This is a genomic window from Streptomyces sp. Y1 (assembly GCF_041053115.1).
Taxonomy (GTDB): domain Bacteria; phylum Actinomycetota; class Actinomycetes; order Streptomycetales; family Streptomycetaceae; genus Kitasatospora; species Kitasatospora rubellomurina.
Genome location: NZ_CP163445.1, coordinates 7,758,734 through 7,774,506, shown reverse-complemented (window position 1 = coordinate 7,774,506; position 15,773 = coordinate 7,758,734). Strand labels below are relative to the sequence as shown.

At 74.8% G+C, this 15,773-nt stretch carries 10 protein-coding genes; 5 read left to right on the top strand and 5 right to left on the bottom strand.

Annotated elements, in window-relative coordinates; all coding sequences use genetic code 11:
- Window positions 1-23: 23 nt before the first annotated feature.
- The 4 genes from AB2U05_RS33855 to AB2U05_RS33840 all read right to left on the bottom strand — a co-directional run bounded on the left by AB2U05_RS33855 (window position 24) and on the right by AB2U05_RS33840 (window position 5,264).
- Window positions 24-2,033 (bottom strand): hypothetical protein, encoded by a 2,010-nt coding sequence (locus tag AB2U05_RS33855; RefSeq protein WP_369185321.1) that lies wholly within the window; start codon window positions 2,031-2,033, stop codon window positions 24-26.
- An 11-nt stretch (window positions 2,034-2,044) separates the two neighbouring features.
- Window positions 2,045-2,908: a carbohydrate ABC transporter permease gene (locus AB2U05_RS33850; protein WP_045699741.1), complete on the bottom strand. Its 864-nt coding sequence runs from the start codon at window positions 2,906-2,908 to the stop codon at window positions 2,045-2,047.
- Window positions 2,905-3,849 carry a carbohydrate ABC transporter permease gene (locus tag AB2U05_RS33845; RefSeq protein WP_045699740.1) on the bottom strand — a complete coding sequence of 315 codons (945 nt, stop codon included), beginning with the start codon at window positions 3,847-3,849 and terminating at the stop codon, window positions 2,905-2,907. The genes AB2U05_RS33850 and AB2U05_RS33845 overlap by 4 nt, the downstream gene beginning before the upstream one ends.
- A gap of 98 nt (window positions 3,850-3,947) precedes the next feature.
- A complete protein-coding gene (locus tag AB2U05_RS33840) occupies window positions 3,948-5,264 on the bottom strand; it encodes a sugar ABC transporter substrate-binding protein (RefSeq protein ID WP_369185320.1) in 1,317 nt (438 codons plus the stop codon).
- Window positions 5,265-5,445: 181 nt separating this feature from the next.
- On the opposite strand from AB2U05_RS33840, the gene AB2U05_RS33835 reads away from it, so the two are divergent.
- The 5 genes from AB2U05_RS33835 (at window position 5,446) to AB2U05_RS33815 (ending at window position 13,851) form a co-directional block, all read left to right on the top strand.
- Window positions 5,446-6,726, top strand: coding sequence for an ROK family transcriptional regulator (locus tag AB2U05_RS33835; RefSeq protein WP_208615509.1), 1,281 nt, complete (start codon window positions 5,446-5,448; stop codon window positions 6,724-6,726).
- A gap of 176 nt (window positions 6,727-6,902) precedes the next feature.
- Window positions 6,903-9,569 carry an RICIN domain-containing protein gene (locus tag AB2U05_RS33830; RefSeq protein WP_369185319.1) on the top strand — a complete coding sequence of 889 codons (2,667 nt, stop codon included), beginning with the start codon at window positions 6,903-6,905 and terminating at the stop codon, window positions 9,567-9,569.
- A gap of 165 nt (window positions 9,570-9,734) precedes the next feature.
- A complete protein-coding gene (locus AB2U05_RS33825; protein WP_369185318.1) occupies window positions 9,735-10,835 on the top strand; it encodes an alanine racemase in 1,101 nt (366 codons plus the stop codon).
- 111 nt (window positions 10,836-10,946) lie between these two features.
- Complete coding sequence (locus AB2U05_RS33820) at window positions 10,947-11,918, top strand: alpha/beta hydrolase (protein ID WP_369185317.1); 972 nt, start codon at window positions 10,947-10,949, stop codon at window positions 11,916-11,918.
- Between the two features lie 166 nt (window positions 11,919-12,084).
- Window positions 12,085-13,851, top strand: coding sequence for a tetratricopeptide repeat protein (locus tag AB2U05_RS33815; protein WP_369185316.1), 1,767 nt, complete (start codon window positions 12,085-12,087; stop codon window positions 13,849-13,851).
- Between the two features lie 67 nt (window positions 13,852-13,918).
- On the opposite strand, the gene AB2U05_RS33810 is transcribed toward AB2U05_RS33815, so the two are convergent.
- Entirely contained in the window at window positions 13,919-15,628 is a 1,710-nt protein-coding gene (locus AB2U05_RS33810) for a flavin monoamine oxidase family protein (RefSeq protein WP_369185315.1), read from the bottom strand.
- Window positions 15,629-15,773 lie beyond the last annotated feature (145 nt).

Genomic DNA, 15,773 nt, shown 5'->3' with positions numbered 1-15,773 from the left:
GCCCGACCATCCCGGGCCGGCCGCTACCGCCAGTCGAGGAGCAGCCAGCCGCGGTGCGGCAGGTCCTGGTCGACCCCGAGGCTGCGGCCGGAGGCCGTGGCGTCGACGGCCTCGGGCTCGGCCAGCGGGCGGAGCAGGGTGCCCTCGACGCGCGCGGGGGTGCCGGGCAGGTGCACCCGGGGGCGGGCCGGGTCGGCGCTGCCGTTGGCGACGGCGAGGCGCCAGCCGTCCTCGGTGCGGGTCAGCTGCGGGATCAGGTGCGGGCCGCCGGTGACCAGCGGCAGGGCGGGCGCGTCGCCCTCCAGGTAGCGGACCATCGCGTGCAGCAGGCGCTGGCCGTCGTCGTCGAAGGGCAGCAGCTCGACCGCGGTGGCCGCCAACACCCCGACGCGGCCGCCGAGTTCGTTGGTAAAGACGCAGCGCCCGGCGCCCCACACCCGGTGGTCCGGGGTGAGGATCTCGGTCCACGTCTCGGCGCCCTCCCCGGGCCGCAGCCGCGCCAGGGCCGGCTGGACGTTGACGCTCAGGTACGCGCCGGCGTCCTCCCCCGCCCGCACCCGCTCCAGCGCGTACGGGCCCGGCTGGTCCGAGCCCTCGCAGCCGCCCGAGCCCCCGCCCGCGCCCTCGCGCTCGACGACGTCCTCGACGGTGACGCCGAGCAGGCCCCCGAACCCGCGCGCCCGCAGGATGTACGCGGCGGTGCCGTCCAGCAGCAGCCCACCGGCCAGCAGCCGGCGGATCTCCTCGTCCTCGTAGGCCCAGGCGAGTTGCCCGAACAGCACCCGCACCGGGGCGTCCTCGGCGGTGACCGGCACGCCGTAGCGCAGCAGGAAGTCCGCGGCCGGGCCGGGGTCGACGGCCAGCTCGGCGAGGTCGCCGCCGCGCCGGGTGCGCACGTGCGCGGCGGCGTCCGGGCGCACCGGCAGCGCCACCCCGTGGGTACGGCGGGCGGGCCCGGCGAGCAGGTCCAGCGCGGGCCGGGAGCGCCGCAGCAGTTCGGCGACCCGGGGGAAGCGCCGGGCGCGGCCGGACTGCATCGGGTGGACGTTGAGGAACAGGGCGTCGGAGCCGGCGAGTTGGGCGGCGACGAGCTCGGACCAGGTCTGCGTGTCGGACTTGGACCAGGCGGTGTGCGGCCAGTTCTCGACCTCGGGTTCGCTGCGCACGGACGCCGGCCGCAGCGCCCGCTGGAGCTCCAGCATCCAGACGGAGAAGCTGAGTTCACGCCCGGGGGCGTCGCCGTACCGGGCGAAGTGCGGACGGTGCGAGACCCGACCGTCGATCGCGAGCGCGTCGAAGAGGGCCGGCCAGTCGCGGCCCTCGACGGAGTGGACGCCGGGTTCGGAGCTCATCAGGCCGAGCTGCGAGCGCCCGCCGGACGCCTTCGCGACCGCTGCCGCCACCTCGGCCGCGACCTCCAACTGCGCGGTTCGCCAAACCTGTTGGAGGGCGGCCCGCCACGGGTGCGGGGGGCCGGGGGCGGTGACGGCGGCGACGAGCCGCTCCCGGGTCGGCTGCTCCCCCAGCAGCTCGGCGAGGCGCCGCAGCATCAGCGGTTCGAAGCCGCCGCCCCAGGGCAGCGGGGCGTGGTTGTGGTAGCGGAAGTCGTCCTCCAGCCACAGCACGCGGAACCCGAGGTCGGCGAAGCGGGCGTAGTGGGCGGCGAGCCAGGTGCGGAAGCGCGGGCAGGCGAGCGAGGCCTGGGCGGTGGCCACCGTCCCGTCCGGTCCGACCATGGGGGCGAAGCCGAGCCGGTCGGTCCGGCCGCGGTCGGCGTGGCCGGCGGTGACCCACGGGTTGAGGCTGACGTCGAGCCCGGCCGCGCGCAGGACCCGGACGGCCGTCGCCGCGGTGTCGTACAGGCGGTCCTCGGCCCCGCCGGTGGGGTGGCCGGTGTAGAGCTCCTCGGCGCCGAGCAGCAGGACGACCTCGTCGACGCCCGACTCCCGGCAGAACGCGGCGAGTTCGGCGGCGCGTTCGGCGGCGTCCGGGGTGGGGTGCAGCTGGAACCGCAGGTGGTACCGGGCGGGCACGCCGGGCCTCCTCACTTGACGCTGCCCGCGGTGAGGCCGGCGCGCCAGAAGCGTTGCAGGGACAGGAACAGGACGACCAGGGGGATCGCGGAGACCATGGCGGCGGTGACCACGACGTTGAGCGGCGGCGCGCCGGGGCCGATCGCGCGCTGGGCCTGCCAGCCGACGACGCCGACGGTGACCGGCTGGAGGTGGTCGTCGGCGAGCATCAGCACGGGCAGCAGGTAGTTGGTCCAGATCGAGACGAACTGGAACAGGAAGATCGTGACCAGCGCCGGGGACATCACCCGCAGCGCGATGGTGGCGAAGATCCTGAACTCGCCCGCGCCGTCGATCCGTCCGGCCTCGATGAGCTCGTCCGGCACCGCGGCGGCGGCGTGGATCCGGGCCAGGTAGACCCCGAACGGGCTGACCATGCTGGGCAGCAGCACCGCCCAGAAGGAGTTCACCAGGTGCAGCTGGGAGAACATCAGGTAGAGCGGCACGGCCAGCAGCGGCTGCGGGACGAGCACCGCGGCGAGCACCGCGTTGAAGGTCAACTCCCGGCCGCGGAACCGGTACTTGGCGAGCGCGTAGCCCGCCATCGCGGAGATCAGGGTGCTGACGCCCGCGCCGCCCACCGCGTAGACGGCGCTGTTGCCCAGCCACTGCCAGTAGATGCCGCCCTGGCGGGTGAACACGTCCCGCAGGTTGTCGAGGAGGGCGAAGTCGCCGAACCAGAAGCCGTTACCGGAGAACAGCCCGCTGCTGGTCTTGGTCGAGGCGACCAGCAGCCACCACACCGGGGCGAGGAAGTAGACGGAGGCGAGCAGCAGCACGCCGAGCGTGAGCCAGCGGGAGGCCGGGTACCGGGCCGGGCGGGTCGGGGTGGTCACGAGGCGGCTCCGCGGCGCTGGACGAGCTTGAGGAAGCCGAAGGACAGCACGAACGCCAGCAGCGCGAGCACCACGGACTCGGTGGCCGCGAGGTTGAAGTCGTTGGCGTCCACGGCGTTGTGGGCGGCGTAGATGGGGGTGTAGGTGCTGCTGAGGTTCGGCGCGACGTTGTGCAGGATGGCGGGCTCGTTGTAGAGCTGGGCGGTGCCGATGATGGAGAACACCGTGGTCAGCACGAGGGCCGGGCGGATCATCGGCACCTTGATCCGCCAGGCGGTCCCGAAGGCCGAGCAGCCGTCCATGGTGGCCGCCTCGACGACCTCCGGCGGGATGGCCTGCAGGGCGGAGTGGATGATCAGCATGTTGTAGCCGGTCCAGCCCCAGGTCAGCATGTTGCCGATGGTCGGGCCGAGCATGCCGTCCGAGGTCAGGTTCAGGTGCAGGCCCAGGTGGTGGGCGGCCGCGGTGATCGGGCTAAGGCCGGGGGCGACCAGGTAGGACCACATGATCGCGCCGACCACCCCGGGCAGGGCGTACGGCAGGAAGAACGCCAGCCGGAAGAACCGCTTGAACATCGTCGACTTCGCGTCCAGCAGCAGCGCCAGGACGAGCGCCAGCAGCAGCATCAGCGGCACCTGGACGACGCCGATCAGCAGCACCCGCAGCAGCGAGCCGCGGAAGGCCGGATCGCCCAGCGCGGTGGCGTAGTTGCCGAGGCCGGCGAAGACCTCGGTGGGCGCCGAGAGGCCGAGGCCGGAGCGGTGCATGCGGAACAGGCTCTGCTGGACGGTGTAGCCGATCGGCGCCAGGTACAGGGCCGTGAACAGCAGCAGGAACGGGGCCAGGAACATCGCGGCGGTCCGGGCCGGGCGGCGGGCGCGCCGGGCCGGGCGGGCGGTCGGGTCCTGCGGTGCCGTCCGCCCCGGGAGGGCGGTGGTCATGGGTCACTCCCTTGAGTCGAGCCGGCCCGGGTCGTGGATGCGGGGCCGAGGGGTGGCCCCGCACCCGTGGGGGTGGTGCGGGGCCGGTCGGTGGGGCGTCAGCCGGCGACGGCGAGGCCCTGCTGCTTCAGGCCGGCCACCGTCCTGCCCTGCACGTCGGCGAGCACGTTGGGCAGCGTGGTGCCGCCGCTGCCGGCCTTGCCGAGCCCGTCGCCGAGGTCGGTGGAGGTCTGCGTCATGGTCGGGCCCCACTGCCAGCTGGTGGCGATGTGGGCGGTCTCGGCCTTGAAGACGTCGTAGACCACCTGCCCGCCGTAGAACGGGTCCGGCTGGGCGAGCGCCGGGTTGGCCAGGCCCGAGGTCGCGGCCGGGTAGATGCCGGTGACCTTGATCAGGTTCGCGACGCTGTCGGCGTCGGTGCTCATCCAGGCGGCGAACTCGGCGGCCTCCTTGGCGTGGGCGCAGCCCTTGAGGACGGCGGTGGCCGAGCCGCCGTCGTTGCCGTAGACCGGGGCGGCCGCGTCCCAGACCGGCATCGGGGCGACGGCCCACTGGCCGGCGCCGTCCTTCACGCTGCTGGCGATGATCGGGGCGTCCCAGACGGCGTTGACGTCGGAGAGGATCTTGCCGTTGGCCATGCCGGTGAACTGCGAGGCGTCGTTGCTCGGGTCGGTGGTCAGCAGCTTCCGGTCCAGCAGGTCCTGCCAGAAGCCGGCCACCTTCCGGTTGGCGTCGCTGTCGAGCGTGACGTGCCACTGGTCGCCGGCGGTGCCGAACCACGCGGCGCCGGCCTGCCAGGCGAGCCCGGCGTAGGTGTACGCGTCGTTGCCGAAGTTGCCGAGGTGGACGGTGGGGTCGGCGGCGTTGACCTTGGCGGCGTCGGCCGCGTACTCGGCCCAGGTCGCCGGGGGCTTGTCGATGCCGTACTTGGCGAACAGGTCCTTGCGGTACATCAGCGCCATCGGCGCGGTGTCGACCGGGACGCCGTAGGTGTGGCCGTCGACGGTGACCTGGTTCCACGTCCAGTCGGCGAACTGCCCCTTGGCGCCGGCGGTCTCCTTGCTGACGTCGGTGAGCGCGCCGGCGGCGGCGAAGCTCGGCAGGGTCTCGTAGCCGACCTGGGCCAGGCAGGGGGCGTTGCCGGCCTTGGCGGCGGTGAGCATCTTGGTGTACCCGCCCTTGGAGCCGGAGGCGGTCTTGTCGAAGGTGACCTGGATGTCCGGGTGGGTCTTGTTGAACAGCGCCACCGACTGCTCGTAGCCCGGGGCCCAGCCCCAGAAGTCGAGCGTGACCGGGCCCGACGCGGCGCCCGGGCCGGCGCTGCCGCTGCCGCCTCCGCTGGACGAGCAGCCGGCGACGAGGGCCGCCGCCGTCACGACCGCGAGCGCCGCGGCCATCGAAACAGGTGCCTTCACGTGTGTCTCCTCGTGCCCCGGAGGGAGGGAAGTGGGAACCGGGGAATTCGTTCGGTTATTGTTTGAACCAACCCTGATAAAGTCAAGAGGTGGCGACAGCACCACCGGAGGGGCCCGTGACCACCGGTCACGCGGCACGAGCCCGACCGGCCCCGGTGCGGACGCAGACAAGGAGCCGTTGGTGAAGGCAGCACTTCAGGGGTCGGGCGTACGGAGCCTGGCCATGGCGGGGCCGGCCGTCGCCCGCGACCGCTCGTCCTCCCGCCGGGCCAACCTCGGCATGGTGCTGCGCCTGCTGCGCGACGAGGGCCCCCGCTCGCGCGCCCGCATCTCCGAGGACACCGGCCTGCCCAAGGCCACCGTCTCCAACCTGACCGCGGAGCTGCTGGAGGGCCGGCTGATCCGCGAGGGCGAGGCCGAGCGGGACCGGGGCACCGTCGGCCGGCCGGGGCAGGCCGTGGAGATCGACGGCAGCGGGGTGCACGGCATCGGCGCCGAGATCAACGTCGACTACGTCAGCCTGCTCGCCCTCAACCTCAAGGGCGAGGTCACCGCCGAGCAGCGGATCCCCTTCGACGTCCGGGCCGCCGGGCCGGACGCCACCCTGGACACCACCGCACAGCTGGTCGCCCGGGAGATCGACGCGCTGCGCCGCGACGGCGGCCGCGTCGCCGGGGTCACCCTGGCCACCCCCGGCGCCACCGACCTGGCCACCGGCACGGTCCGGTTCGCCTCCAACATCGGCTGGCGGGACGTGCCGGCCATCGCCGGCTTGCGCGAGCGGCTGGGGCCGGGCGCCCCGGAGATGCACCTGGAGAACGACGCGAAGCTCGGCGCGCTCGCCGAGTACGTGACCGCCTCCGCCGCGGGCGTGCGCGACCTCGTCTTCGTCACCGGCCAGACCGGCGTCGGCGTCGGCATCATCGCCGGCGGGCAGCTGCTGCGCGGCACCCGCGGCCACGCGGGCGAGGTCGGCCACCTGCAGCTGGTGCCCTCCGAGCAGCTGTGCGCGTGCGGCCGGCGCGGCTGCTGGGAGACCACCATCGGCCGCGGCGCCCTGCTGCGGTACGCCGCCGACCCCGGCGACCTGGTCTGGGACCCGATGGTGGACCTGGAGCGCCGCCTGGCCGAGCTGCGCGAGCGCGCCCGCGCCGGGGACGCCCGCACGCTGGAGGCGCTGCGGCGGATCGGCGACAACCTCGCCCCCGGGCTGGCCCTGCTGGCCGACATCCTCAACCCGCGGCTGATCGTGCTCGGCGGCCACTTCGCCTTCTTCGGCGAGTACCTGCTCGACGGCGTGACCGCCCGGGTGCGCGAGCGGGTGATGGCGCCGGACGCCGGCGGCTGCGAGATCGTGCTGTCCGGCACGGGCCTGACCGGCACGGCGCGCGGCGGCGCCCTGCTCGCCCTGGACGCCGTCTACCAGGACCCGACCAGCGCCATGACGCCCGATCGGCACTGACCGCCCGCCGGTCGGCGGGGGATCGCCGGGCGACCACCGGGCGCCCGCGGGGGACCCGTTCTCGTGCACGGGGGTTGACACCCGGGCCAATATGTTCGGATTCTGGCGGAACTAATCGCCAGTCCGCGCTGCCACCCCCGCACCGCAGGCAGCGCGCCTCCGGAAGGATCCCCCCGATGAGACGGACGACGTCTCGGCCGGCCCGGGCCTCGCTCGTGCCGGTCCTCGCCCTGGCGGCGGCGACCTGCCTCCCCCTCACCTCCGCGACGAACGCCACCGCCGCGCCCGCCGCCCCTGCTGCCCCTGCCGCGCCTGCTGCCACAGCCGCCGGTACGGCCGGAACGGTCACCATCGGCGGCACGTGCCTGGACGACGCGAACGCCGGCACCGCCGACGGCAACCCCGTCCAGCTGCTCGGCTGCAACGGCACGGCCGGGCAGCAGTGGACCTGGCACACCGACGGCAGCGTCACCGCCTTCGGCAAGTGCCTGGACGTCACCGACGCCTCCAACGCCACCGGCGCGCTGCTCCAGCTCTACGGCTGCAACTCCGGCGCCAACCAGAAGTTCGGCTGGCTCCCGGACGGCACCGTCTACGCCGTCAAGTCCGCCAAGTGCCTTGCCGTCCAGGGCGGTTCGGCGGTCGACCGGGCCCGCGTCGGCCTCGCCCCGTGCACCCCGTCCGCCGCCCAGGTCTGGGCCGGCACCGCAGCCCCGCCCGCGCCGTACACCCTCTCGGCGGGCAAGCCCGTCGCGTTCGGCAACACCGACGACACCCCGGCCGCCGGCTACACCGACGCCAACGGGCGGTTCTACTACCAGGCGGCGCACTCACTGTACGGCGCCAGCGACGGCCGCAGCTGGCAGTTCTACAGCGGTTCGAACTTCGACACCGCCACCCGCGCGCCGATCAGCGGCGCGGTGAACCCGGGCAACCCCCAGGACAGCAACGCCGACACCACCTGGCGCTGCAACAACAGCCCCACCGGCCTGACCGCCACCAACGCGCCCGCCGGCTCCGGCTACGCCCAGCGCAACTACTGCGACCTGGTCGGCGTCTGGGTCGACCCCGACACCGGCTGGTGGTACGGGCTCGTCCACAACGAGTTCACCCCGCAGCCGTTCGGCGACGGCCTGCACTACGACGCCATCGACTCCGCCGTCTCCAAGGACCAGGGCCGCACCTGGGCCGTCACCGACCACGCGATCACCACCCCGTACAGCACGGTGCGCGGGGACGACGCGACCTTCCCGAACAGCACCTACTCCTACGGCGACGGCGACCCGCGCCTGTTCACCGACTACCGCTCCGGCTACTTCTACGTCTTCTACATGTCCCGGGCCGTCGACAAGCACGGCGGCTGGGGCGGCTTCGAGCAGCACGTCGCCCGCGCGCCGATCTCCGGCAAGATGGCCGCCGCCTCCTGGACCAAGTGGCACGACGGCTCCTGGTCCACCCCCGGCGTCGGCGGCGCCGAGAGCGACCTCGTCCCCGCCCAGGGCGTCGGCACCGGCTACCTCGCCCCCGGCGACAGCTACTCCCCCGCCAGGGCGGGCAGCATCAGCACCCAGATCGCCGCCGGGACGATGCCCGCCCCCTCGCAGCTGTCCGTGCTGAACATCGCCTGGGACGCCTACCTCGGCCGGTACATCGGCACCCCCGAGAACGAGGCCGGCTCCAACCAGCCCCAGCACTTCTACGTCACCGACGACCTCGCCACCCAGCGGTGGACCGACATCGGCACGGCCGGCGGGCCGCAGAGCTCCTGGTACCGCTGGCTGGTGGACTCCGGCAGCAGGACCGGCACCACCGTCGTCGGCAAGACCTTCCGCTCGTACTGCTGGTGGAGCTGCTCCACCGGGGACGGCGAGTACGCCGAGGTCACCGTCGCCCCGACCGCCGCCACCACCCTGCCGCCGGCGCCGGTCAGCAGCGGCGTGTCGTACCAGGTCGGGGCGGGCAACGGCCGCTACCTGGCCCAGAGCGGCAACGCCCTCACCACCTCCACCAGCGCCGGCACCGCCGCCCAGCAGTGGACCTTCACCCCCACCGGCGACGGCTTCTACACCATCGCCAACACCGGCTCCGGGCGCCTGCTCGGCGTCGACTCCACCGCCGACGCCGGACGCGCCTGGGGCGCCGCCCCGACCCTCCAGCCGCGCGGCGCGAGCCCCACCACCGGCCAGCAGTGGTCCGTCCAGACCCTGGTCAGCAGCCCGGCGAGCAGCGGGCCGTCCACCCCCGCCGGCGGCTACCGCCTGGTCAACCGCTACAGCGACCTGGCGCTCAGCCTCACCGCCGGCAGCGCCGGCACCCGCGCCGTGGCCACCTCGCCCCAGCGCACCTGGGACAACCCCGGCACCGGCGGCGACACCCGCCCCGTCGCCGCCCAGACCCTCGCCCTCACCCCGACCACCACCGCCCCCGGCCTCGACGGCACCCACGTCCCCTCGGTCTCCGGCTCCGGCAAGGCGCTGGACGACCCCGACTGGTCCACGGCCCCGGGCACCCGGCTCGACACCTGGACGACCAACGGCGGCCGGAACCAGAGCTGGACCTTCACTCGGCAGCCGGACGGCTCCTACACCCTCACCAACGCCCACTCCCAGCTGTGCGCCGACGACCAGGGCGGCGCCACCGCCCCCGGCACCCCCGTCATCCAGTGGACCTGCACCGGCAACGACAACCAGCACTGGACGGCCACCCGGCTCCCGAGCGGCGCCTACACCCTCACCAACGTCCGCACCGGACTGCTGCTGACCACCTCCGGCAGCGCGGACGGCGCCCTGCTCTCCCAACAGCCGGACACCGGCTCGCCGTTGCAGCAGTGGACCCTCGACTGACCCGCTGACCCCGCTGCCCTTCCGACCCCGGCGCGGCGCAGGCCTCCCACCGGCCTGCGCCGCGTCCGCGCCGCTCCCCGCCCGGGCCGCCCCGGACGAGGTGGTCGAACCGATCCCCGGGGAGCGAGAATGCGTGCGGCGCGAACCGAGTCGAAAAGGAAGCAGATGAGCACAATCCCGGCGGAGATCGACACCCCCGACATCCTGGTCGATCGGGACGTCCTCGAACGGAACATCGAGCGCATGGCGGCGGCGCTCCGGGCCAAGGGCCTGGGGCTGCGTCCGCACGCCAAGACCCACAAGATGCCGGAGGTCGCCGCGCGGCAGCTCGCGGCGGGGGCGGTCGGGCTGACGGTGGCGACCATCGGGGAGGCCGAGGTCTTCGCCGAGCACGGCGCCACCGACCTCTTCATCGCCTATCCGCTCTGGATCGGGCCCCGGCAGGCGGAGCGCCTGCGCCGGCTCGGCGCGACGGCGAGGATCGCGATCGGCACCGACTCCGCCGAGGCCGCCGAGGCGGCGGGCCGTCACCTCGGGGCCTCGGCCGCCGACATCGAGGTCCTGGTGGAGATCGACAGCGGCCACCACCGCAGCGGCGTCCGCCCGGAACAGGCCGTGGCGGTGGCCCGGGCGGCGGCCCGGGCCGGGCTGCGCGTCGCGGGAGTGTTCACCTTCCCGGGCCACGGCTACGCGCCGGGCATGCCGGCGAAGGCGGCCGAGGAGGAGCAGCAGGCCCTCGGGCAGGCCGCCGACCTGCTCGCCGCCGCGGGCTTCGAGGTCACGCGGGTGAGCGGCGGCTCCACCCCGACCGCGGAGCTGACCGGGGCCTCGACGGCCACCGAGGCGCGCCCGGGCGTCTACGTGTTCGGCGACGCCCAGCAGCTCGAACTCGGCCGGTGCCGCACGGCGGACATCGCGCTGACGGTCGCGGCGACCGTCGTCAGCCGGCACGAGGGGGACGACAGCACGCCCCGGCGGCTCGTCCTGGACGCGGGCAGCAAGGTGCTCGGCGGCGACCGGCCCGCGTGGACGACGGGCTTCGGCCGGCTCATGGACCACCCCGACGCCCGCATCACGGCGCTGTCCGAGCACCACGCCACCGTGGTCTGGCCCGCCGGCACCGACCTGCCCGCGCTCGGCGCGCGGCTGCGGGTGATCCCCAATCACGTCTGCGTGGCGGTGAACCTCGTCGACGACGTCGCCGTGGTCAGCGGCGGCGAGCTGGTGGACCGCTGGCGGGTCGCCGCCCGCGGCCGGAACGCCTGACCGGGGCGCCCCGGTACGCCCTCCCCCGCAGCCGCCGGCCCGGGTTTCGGCCGCCTCGCCGGGCGGCCGAAACCCGAGGGGCGGAGGCAGGCAACCTGATCAACGGATCTTGTGGTCCGTACGGGTGAGGGAGGTGATGCTGATGGCCAGCTGCGAGGAGGAGGCGGAGTTCAACGACTTCGTCCAGGGCCGGTGGAACGCGCTGGTCCGGACGGCGTACCTGCTGACCGGGAACCGGCACGACGCGGAGGACCTGACGCAGACCGACCAGCGCCAGGTGCTCTTCGCCGCGCTCGCCGGGGCTGCCCCTGCGGCAGCGGACCGTGGTGGTGCTGCGCTACTGGGGGGACCTCTCCGAGGCGCAGGTCGCCGCCGCAGTACGACGACCCGAAGTACGCCGCGTACGGCTTCCCCGTCCTCACCCTCTACGCGGGCGGCCAGAGCAACGGCTACAACACCTGGGCGAACGAGCAGCTGCCGGTCCAGGAGATCGACGCCCAGCTCGTCCAGCAGCAGAAGGCCCACCCCTTCATCATGATCATGCCGGTGCAGAACCTGACGAGCGACGTGGAGCGGTCCCTGGACTGCTCCGACATCCCCGGCCAGCCCAGGATGGGCACCTGGCTGTCCGAAGACGTCCCGGACTTCGTCCGCGCCAACTTCCGCACCCTCGAAGGCCGCGACAGCTGGGGCCTGCTGGGCGTGTCCAACGGCGCCTTCTGCAGCGCCAAACTGGCCCTGCAACGCCCCGACCTCTACAAGGCCGCCGCGCTCGTCGACGGCTACTTCAAGCCGGACTCCACGCTCTGGAAGGGCCACGAGGCCGAACAGGCCGCCAACAGCCCGGACGTGCTGGTCGGTCAGGGCAAGGCCGACGTCCGGCTGCTCGCCACCGCCGGCGGGGCGAACGCCTTCGAGGCCGAGCTGGTCAAGGACTGGGCGGCCAGGGCCGCCGCCCCGACCACCGTCGAGTACTACGAGCAACCGGGCGGCCAGCACCTGACCGTGGACTTCGCGAAGATGATCCCGAAGGCCCTGGAATGGCTCACCGCGAACCTCGCCGGCCCCCAGAGCGACGGCTGACACCGCGACCGGCCCGGGCGGTCCACGGCCGTCCTCGGCAGTCCACGAGCGTCCCCGGCCGTCCACCGCCGTCCCCGGCCGGACGGTCCCGCCGCGGGACGGTCGCGTCGGCGGCCCGCCCGGCTAGGCTGGACCGTGCCGACTGGGAGCGCGAGGCGGGGGGCCGATGAACCAGCACGAAGGAACCGACCTGGAAGGGCAGTTGACGCGAGCTCGGATGGAGGTCGAGCTCTGCGTCGAGCGGCTGCGGCTGGACGGCGACGTGCCGCGGGCGACCCGGCTGCGCCACCAGCTGGAGCTCGCGGAGGCCCTGGACCGGCTGAGCGAACTCCTCAGCGGCCCCGCGAACCTGCCGGCCCGGCTCGACGAGCTGGAGGCGGTGCTCGCCGAGCGCGTCGCCCTCGGACGGCTCGTCGTGGTGGACGAGGACTGCCGGCCCTGGCTCGCGCAGGCGCTGGTCGAGCAGGCCAGGTGCCTCGGCGTGCGCGGGCGCCGCGCGGAGGCGGTGGCGCCCGCCCGCGAGGGCGTCGCCCTGTTCCGGGCGCTGGCCGCCGAGGAGCCGGACGAGTACCGGCGCCTGCTCGCCGCCGCCCTGGAGAACCTGGCGAACCAGCTCTCCCCGCACGCCACCCGCGCCGAGGCCGTCGAGACCGTCCGGGAGGCCCTGGAACTGCGCCGGGTCGAGGCCCGGGTACGGCCGGGCCCGGTGAGCGGGAACGGGCTCGCCTCCGCGCTGGCGGACCTCGGCATCCTGCTCGGTGAGAGCGGCGCGTTCGCCGGGGCCGTCGACGTCCTGCGCGAGGCGGTGGCCCGCTACAAGGCGCTCGACGCGGCTCGGCAGGCGGACGGCGAGGCTTACTGGGCGGCGCTGTCGGTGTTCGCGCAGGCGCTGCGGCAGACCGGCGCGGGCGAGGGGCCCGAGGCGCGGGAGTGCCGGGCCCTGATGGCGACCGTCCACCGGCGCCTCGCGGTCGAGAGCCCCGCGGGGCTGGCCGCCGTCAACGCCCTGCTCGGCAGCCGCGGCTTCACGATGGACGAGACCGGCTTCCACGGCCGGTCCGCGCCCCCCGAGGACGCGTCACCGGCCCCGTGGGACCGGATCGAGGAACTGGCCCGCCGAGCCCGCGAGCAGAGCACGCGCGGGGACCTCGCCGGGGCACTCGCCACCCGCCGCGAAGCCGTGACCTACTGCCGGGGGCTGCGCCAGGACGACCCGCGCGCCGTCCTCGGGCTGGCCGCCACGCTCCACGACCTGGGCCTCCTCCTCGGGACGGTCGGCCGCCCGGCGGAGGCGGTCGCACCCCTGACCGAGGCGATCGGTCTGCACCGCCGGCTGCTGCGATCCTTCCCCGCGCCGATCCGCCCGCTGCTCGCGGGCTCCCTCGACGCCCTCGGCTCCCGCCTGGCCTCCTGCGGACGCCACCGCGACGCGTTCGCCGCGACGGCGGAGGCCGTCCAGCTGATGCGCCTCGCCGTCGACGCACCGGCGGACGCCCCGCGCCCCGGCAGCCTCTCGGGGCTGCACGGCGGAACCGACCCCGCCGCGCAGCCCCGGGAACTGGCCAGGATGCTCAACAACCTGAGCATCCGCTGCGCCGACCTGGAGCGCCACGAGGACGCCCGCACCGCGTCCCGGGAGTCGGTGGCCCGCTACCGCGGCGCCCCACCGCCGGTGGACGAGCTCGCGGGGCTCGCCCACGCCCTCGGCAACCTGGCGCTGCGCGAAGCCCGCCTGGAGCACACCGCGCCCGTCCCGGCGCTGGTCGACGAAGTCCTGGCCCTGCTCGACGGCCCGCTGCGCACCGCGCCCCGGGCCCAACTCGCCGGACTCGCCGACTCCCTGCACTGGCTCGCCTGGTACCTCAAGACCCGCGGCCACCGCCGCCACGGCCGCGCCGCCGCCCGCGCCGCGGCCGCCCTGCGCCGCCGCTGAGGCCGGCCCCGGCCACCCACCGGCGGGGCCGGCGCGGACCTCGACGCCGCGCCGGCCCCGCCCGTCGTCACGGCTTCGGGCGGGCGCCGATCGCCGTCAGCACCTCCCCGGCCGCCCGGGCACCGGACTCCGCGCCGCCCTCCATGAAGCCCTGGAAGTCGTACGAGGTGTGCTCGCCCGCGAAGTGCAGCCGGCCCTGGGCCGTCCCCTCGTACCCGGCGTACGTGGTGAGGTAGCCCACCGGCCAGTAGGAGTAGGCCCCGTGCGTGTACGGGTCGAGGTGCCAGGCGGAGAGGGTCGCCCGCCCGTTCCACACCGCCCCGGTCCCCGGCCACACCCGGTCGATCTGGCCGAGGTTGCTGCGGACGAGGCCCGCCGTGTACGGCACCGAGGCGTCGGTGAAGGCCCGCGGCGGGGTGAGCGAGGCGGCGGGGGTGCCGCCGCCGTAATGCACCAGGATGCCGTGGGATCCGCGCTGGCCGCGGGTGACGTCCCAGGCTTGCTGGAACGGCAGGTCCGCGAAGCACTCGTCGGCGGAGACGCCCGGCCAGGGGCCGGTGCCCTGCCACGGGCGCGCGGTGAACTGCATGTTGAGCTTGGTGCAGTGGCCCATCGTCAGGTGGGCGAGCACGCCGCGCATCCTCGGGTCGAGCCCGGCCCGGGAGAGGTCGACGTCCCGCTGGAGGACGGGCAGCGGCAGGGCCAGCACGGTGTGGTCCGCGGTGACGGTCCGGGTGCGGCCGCCGTCCACCGCGAAGGTGAGGGACTGGCTGCCGTCCGCGTTCGCGGCCACCGCCTGCAGCCGCCAGCCCTGCCGGACCGTGCCGCGCGGCAGGTGGTCCGCGATGGCCCTCGGGAGCCGGTCGTTGCCGCCGTCGACGTGGTAGCGCTCGTCGGAGGCGCCCCAGACGGAGAAGTGGGCCGGGTCCGCCTGCTCGGAGATCAGCCCGAGCAGGGCGAACGCGGACTGGGCGGTGGTGTCGGCGCCGTACTCGACGGCGTAGGCCACGTCGAGGAGAGCGCCGAGGTCGCTGGAGTGCCCGCCGGGCACCCGGGAGTCGATCCAGTCCCGGACCGACAGGGCGTCCATCGCGACGTCGCGGGCGGTGTGCCGGTCCCAGGTCGGCGACCCGCTGGTGGCCCGGACGTCCGCCTGGACGGCCTTCCAGACCGGCGCGAAGTCCTGGTCCGCCCGGGAGCGCGGGTAGTAGCGGCCGTGGAACCACCGGACCTGGTCGGCACCGGCCGGCGCCGCCTTGAGGACATCGGTGAGGCCCAACCCGAAGCGCCGGCACAGCCGCTGCACCGTCTTGTGCGCGGTGTCGATCAACTCGCCGCCGAATTCCGAGACTTGGCCCTGCTCCCAGAGGCCGGGCGAGCCGGCGCCGCCGCCGGAGTACATCCGGCCGCCGATCCGGCCGGGGTTGGCCTCGTAGACGGTCGACGGTATGCCGCGGTCGGCCAGGGTGAGCGCGGCATTGAGCCCGGCGATGCCGGCGCCCACGATGGCGACCCGGGGCGCCGCGCCGGAGCGGGTCACGGGCTCCGGCTGCGCGGCACCGGCCGGCTGCGCGGCGCCCACCGCGCCCGCCGCGCTCACACCGACGCCGAGCGCCGCCGCCCGGGCGAGCAGGGCCCGCCGGGAGGGCCCGTCCGACTCGGCCCGGGCTTCGCCGCGCAGCCCGCGGTACTCGTCGACGGGCATCCGCAGCCGCTCGGCGACGGCGTGGTCGGCGATCAACCGCTTGAGGTTCCGGAGGTGGGGGGTGCGCGCCATGGACAGGTCCTCTCTCCTGGGCGGGGCCGGGCAGGGCTTCCGGCAGGAACGCCGCCACCGCCATCATCGCCACCCACCAGGCCGTCCACGACCGGTTCGCACCGGAACGGCACCTCTGGGCCGAAGATCGCCGCAGAACTGGCCG

Coding starts and splice junctions, on each gene's coding strand:
- AB2U05_RS33845 (WP_045699740.1), bottom strand. CDS start 3,849: ATGACCACCGCCCTCCCGGGGCGGACGGCACCGCAGGACCCGACCGCC.
- AB2U05_RS33830 (WP_369185319.1), top strand. CDS start 6,903: ATGAGACGGACGACGTCTCGGCCGGCCCGGGCCTCGCTCGTGCCGGTC.
- AB2U05_RS33825 (WP_369185318.1), top strand. CDS start 9,735: ATGAGCACAATCCCGGCGGAGATCGACACCCCCGACATCCTGGTCGAT.
- AB2U05_RS33815 (WP_369185316.1), top strand. CDS start 12,085: ATGAACCAGCACGAAGGAACCGACCTGGAAGGGCAGTTGACGCGAGCT.
- AB2U05_RS33810 (WP_369185315.1), bottom strand. CDS start 15,628: ATGGCGCGCACCCCCCACCTCCGGAACCTCAAGCGGTTGATCGCCGAC.